Source organism: Ectobacillus sp., assembly GCF_056992975.1.
On the sequence record NZ_JBXKMX010000028.1, the window covers coordinates 1 to 4807 of the forward strand.

5 protein-coding genes are annotated in these 4807 nt (G+C 34.8%); 2 read left to right on the forward strand and 3 right to left on the reverse strand.

Annotated features, from left to right (window positions below; all coding sequences use genetic code 11):
* Window positions 1–1006 (reverse strand): CotH kinase family protein (locus AC11ZT_RS01125; protein WP_484057845.1); only part of this gene is annotated, 1006 nt, incomplete at its 3' end.
* Window positions 1007–1189: 183 nt separating this feature from the next.
* On the opposite strand from AC11ZT_RS01125, the gene AC11ZT_RS01130 reads away from it, so the two are divergent.
* Together AC11ZT_RS01130 and AC11ZT_RS01135 are read left to right on the forward strand one after the other, a co-directional pair.
* A complete protein-coding gene (locus AC11ZT_RS01130; protein WP_484057846.1) occupies window positions 1190–1567 on the forward strand; it encodes a CotG/ExsB N-terminal domain-containing protein in 378 nt (125 codons plus the stop codon).
* Between the two features lie 143 nt (window positions 1568–1710).
* Window positions 1711–2283 (forward strand): CotG/ExsB N-terminal domain-containing protein, encoded by a 573-nt coding sequence (locus tag AC11ZT_RS01135; RefSeq protein ID WP_484057847.1) that lies wholly within the window; start codon window positions 1711–1713, stop codon window positions 2281–2283.
* A gap of 63 nt (window positions 2284–2346) precedes the next feature.
* Here AC11ZT_RS01135 and AC11ZT_RS01140 read toward each other — a convergent pair whose 3' ends face one another.
* Both AC11ZT_RS01140 and AC11ZT_RS01145 read right to left on the reverse strand, forming a co-directional pair.
* Window positions 2347–3993, reverse strand: a complete 1647-nt coding sequence (locus tag AC11ZT_RS01140; RefSeq protein ID WP_484057848.1) for a peptide ABC transporter substrate-binding protein — start codon at window positions 3991–3993, stop codon at window positions 2347–2349.
* Window positions 3994–4259: 266 nt separating this feature from the next.
* Window positions 4260–4718 carry a methylated-DNA--[protein]-cysteine S-methyltransferase gene (locus AC11ZT_RS01145; RefSeq protein WP_484057849.1) on the reverse strand — a complete coding sequence of 153 codons (459 nt, stop codon included), beginning with the start codon at window positions 4716–4718 and terminating at the stop codon, window positions 4260–4262.
* Between the last annotated feature and the right edge of the window lie 89 nt (window positions 4719–4807).

Below are 4807 nucleotides of genomic sequence, written 5' to 3' on the forward strand. Positions count from 1 at the left end.
TCGGTTCCTTGTCAAACATATGACATTTGTCCTTTACATACGGATCCTTTTCTACATAAGGACGTAACAAAGCATGCATTTCCTCCACCTTTGGCTTCATATAAGATACGGTAAACTTCTCGTCGAGTATTTGCTTTAACAATTCCTTGTAGTATTTTCTAAATGTTGGTATATCTAGTAGTCTTGCGCTTAACGTATTATAGCCTTGAATTCGGATGTAATCGTGATCCAGTATTTTTCCATGAATATCTCTTCCCCACGTCGCATCATAATCCCACGGAATAATTTCAAACCTTTTGGTCTCACTATTTCGATACAGAGCGTAATTATGAACGAAGCCATCAAAATTAGACGTACATACAATGCCCGCTAGCCAACACAAATACTTATTTACATCAATCAACTTTACAATTTCTTTTTCATAAGATGCACGAGATATGGTATTAATCTGATAGACAAGATCACTTACATAGTCTTCACTATTCTCATCTCCGCATTTTAGTTCATAACCCGAAGATAAAGATGTTTTAACATCATTGTCTAACTCACTCATAAGAGAAAAGTTCGCATCATCGTCTACTGCATAGTAAATCGAGCCAGAAGGTAGCTTTCGCGAAACTAGAAACATTTCATCTACAGATTCGAGCTGTAAATAAACCCCCTGAAATTTTCCGTTAAGCGATAATGCAATATGTTTCGACCTAGGAGATAGAACACCAATATCGGAGAAAAAATCAAGTGATAGTTTATTTCTCATGAGCGAAGGATCACTATATTCCGAGTTTACATGAATCTCTCTCATTCCTTGAAACATACGTTTATAAAACATAATATGATACGATTTCTTCTTAAATTTACGAATATGTGAGCCCCTATATACGATGTCAATATCATATTTTTGACGAGCGTAGTTCAATTTAGCTGGAACAGCGTCCTCGTTCCATATATCACTTCGCATTTCAACGATATACTTTGGATGAATATATAATTCATAACTGGGCAACATGACATTTCTTCCCTTCCCTAAACAACTACTATACTTTATGCGTTTCCCCTCCACCTTGACCATAAAACACTCATTCAAGTAAGTAAAAATAAGTACTTATCCCATAGCAAAATCTGTAAACATTCATATCGTATAGAGAAAAGACAAGCATATTCTTGTCATTTTGAAAAGGAGGAAATTTTAATGAACCGTAATATTCGTAAAGCTGTAGATGAAGTAATTGCTGCAGGGATGGAAGACTTTCTACATCAGGAGCCAAGCTCTCACTTTCATTCTAAAAGCAAATGCTCTTCATCCTGTCCAAAAACAAGATGTACTCGTGTGAAAAAATGCATCTATGTAACAAAATGCACTCAATTTACTAAAAAATATTACTGGACAAAGAAATCATACTGTGCGAAGCGTTCCTTTATTAAGAAGCGTTCTTGCCAAAAGAAATGTCGGTCTAAACAATCCCATTTTAGTAAAAAATCTTCTAAAAAACCTCATTTTAGTATGACATCTTCTAAAAAAGGATCGACTAGAAAAGGAACAAAACAAGGGAATAAAAAGCACAAATAATGCTATTACCTAAAAAGGATCGCCTTCATGCGATCTTTTTTAGGTAGACAACTATTTTCAAAAATATAGAAACAACCCGTCTTTCTATCACATATTGTATAAAGAAGAAACTATATAAACTTCAATTAATGGAGGGTTTTTTATTGAAGAACTATGACAAATATCGTATCCAAAATGCCGTGAAAGAAGTCCACTCAGCAGGAATGGGTAAATTTTTAAAACAGGAACCGTATTCCTTACACAGCCGCTCTTCGAAAGACAGATCACATTTCACTACCTGTTCCAAACGCTCAAAGCACTCATCTCGCTCCAAACGTTCTCGCTTTTCTAAAGGTTCTTGCTTCTCGAAGCGCTCATCCCGTTCCAAACGTTCTCACTTTTCTAAAGGTTCCTGCTTCTCGAAGCGTTCATCCCATTCCAAACGTTCTCACTTTTCTAAATGCTCCTGCTTCTCGAAGCGCTCATCCCGCTTAAAACAATCTTACTTCTCAATCAAAAAAAGTAAATCTGCACGTTCTCATTATGAGGACTATAGTTCACGGTCGAAGAAGAAAAGCAAAAGCAAAAACAATCGCGTTACTATCATAAATGAATATCCTAAACCAGTTCATCAAGATTCATCTGAAAAGCCAAAGGAGAAGGAAACGAAACAAACATCACAACCAACTACCCAACATCCTCTTCGTAGCAATCATTTATTTCGCTTTCCATGGTAAAAAAAGTGCACATCCTAATAGATGTGCACCCCTTTATTAATCAGTATTTGATATTACTATTTCTTATTTTTTCGTAATATAAGCCCATTTGTAAGAGTAATCTCCGCCAAAGTTATGTTGGATTACATTTTTAACATATGGTTTTTCAAGGTATGCAAAGCTACGTTGGTAAATTGGTGAAATAGCAGCATCATCAAATAGAACTTTTTCTGCATCCTGCAATGTTTTCCAACGAGCTGAAACGTCTGTCAATAACGGACCTTTAGCTTTCGCTACAAGATCATCAAACTTTGGATTTGAATAAGACATTTCATTAAATGGACTACTTGTCGTAAACATATCAATAAATGTCATTGGATCTGGATAGTCAGGACCCCAACCAGAGAATGAGAATTGATAGTCTAGTTTTTTCTCAAGATCTAGTTTTTGTTTGAATGGTTGTTGATTAATATTTACGGTTAATCCAGGGAGATTCTTTTCTAATTGAGCTTTAACATATTCTCCAACTTTTTTATTTGAGTCATCATCATAATTTAACATGTTTACTGTTATAGTATCTTTACCTAGTTCCTTTTTCGCTTCATTCCAAAGCTGAGTTGCTTGGGTTGCATTATCTTTACTATCGTTAAAGTTTCCATTGCCATCACGGAAATCTTTACCATCTGGACCTTTTACAAAGTTCTTCGGTACTAAGTAGTAAGCTGGTGCTGAACCATTATTCAAGATAACATTTGCAATTCCCTTTTTGTCATAAGCTAAATCGATTGCTTTACGAACCTTTTGGTTTTTGAAGATAGGGTCTTTTTCGTTAAATCGCATAAAGTAAAGACGCGTATCTAAAAGTGTTTTATAGTCAGCCTTGCCTCTGTATTTATCTACAAAGTCAGATGTTAATAATACACGGTCTATAGCTCCAGTTTCATATAGGTTTACTGCAGCAGAAGTATCTTTTACAACACTAGTATCAATTTCATCTAGCTTCACATTATCTTTATCCCAATAATTTGGATTTTTCTTTAATGTCCAGCTTTGTTCATGCTTCCAATCCGTCATCGTAAATGGACCATTATATAATGTATTGCTTGCTTCTAATGCATATTTATCACCTTGCGCTTTTACAAACTTCTCATTTAGAGGGAAGTAAGTAGGGAACGTTGTTAACTCTAAGAAATACGGAACCGGATTATCAAGCTCAACAACTAATGTTTTGTCATCTTTTGCTGTTACGCCAAGTTGATCAAGTGGTAGTTGCTTATTGTTAATCTTTGCGGCATTTTTCACATCAAATAAAATAAATGCATATTCAGATGCCGTATTTGGATCAACCGCACGTCTCCAAGCATATACAAAGTCTTGAGCAGTAACTGCTTCACCATTTGACCATTTTGCATCACGAAGATGGAATGTGTAAGTCTTCTTATCTGAACTAATATCAACGCTACTTGCCATACCAGGTGTCGGTTTGTTGTCTTTGTCAAGACGGTATAAACCTTCCATTGCATTTACAAACACTTTAAATGAAACGTTGTCGGTAGACTTCGAAGTGTCCATAGATGGAATTTCCGCAGTGTCAGTAATATTAAGAACTTGCTTGTCCGCTAGCTCTTCTTTACCTCCACCATTTTTACTTTTGTCACTACTTCCGCATGCTGTTAAAAATAAACTTGTAGATAAAACAGCTGCTGTGACCAATGTTATCTTTTTGTTCATGGTCAATTGACTCCCTCCAAATTATTAATCATGTCTATGCATCGGCAAATATATATACTTGGTATGCATGTATTGTATTATACATAATTTTCATATAATTTTAAATACTTTTTAAATAAAATGTTAAGGAAATATTAAGAATTGTATGCCTATTTATTATAACCATCTAATGATATTGGATATGTTTACAATTTAGTTTATAGAATTAATCCCCATTATATTATTTTATTACTATAACAAAAACAAAAACAAAAAAAACAAGAGAACTAATTCTCCTGTTTTTTTTGTTCGTGTGTAAGTAGCCACATTTTACGCCATACACCACCTGCATATCCTACTAATGCCTTGTTCTTTCCGATAATCCGATGACATGGAACGAGAATGGAAATGGGGTTTTTACCATTTGCATTTCCAATTGCTCGTACAGCTTTTGGGTTTCCAATTTTTGTAGCAATGTCGGAATAAGAAGCCGTCTCCCCGTAAGGAATCGTCTTTAATGCATCCCATACGGTCGTTTGAAATTCAGTTCCCTTTGCAGAAAGTGGGACTGTAAATGTTTTTCTTGTCCCTTCAAAGTATTCATGTACTTGTTGTTTACAACTTTCCAGAACCGGATTTATTTCTTCCCTTTTCGGCGCATCGACAAATAGTACAGAAATAATAGCATCTTCATTACCTTTTATTTCAATCCATCCAATTTCACTTTTATAATAGGTTTGATACACGTATATCTCTCCTCATTATTTCATTGTTTTCATTATAACATTCTCTAATCTTAAAAATGGAACGTATATAAGGAATAGTGGTAGAATAA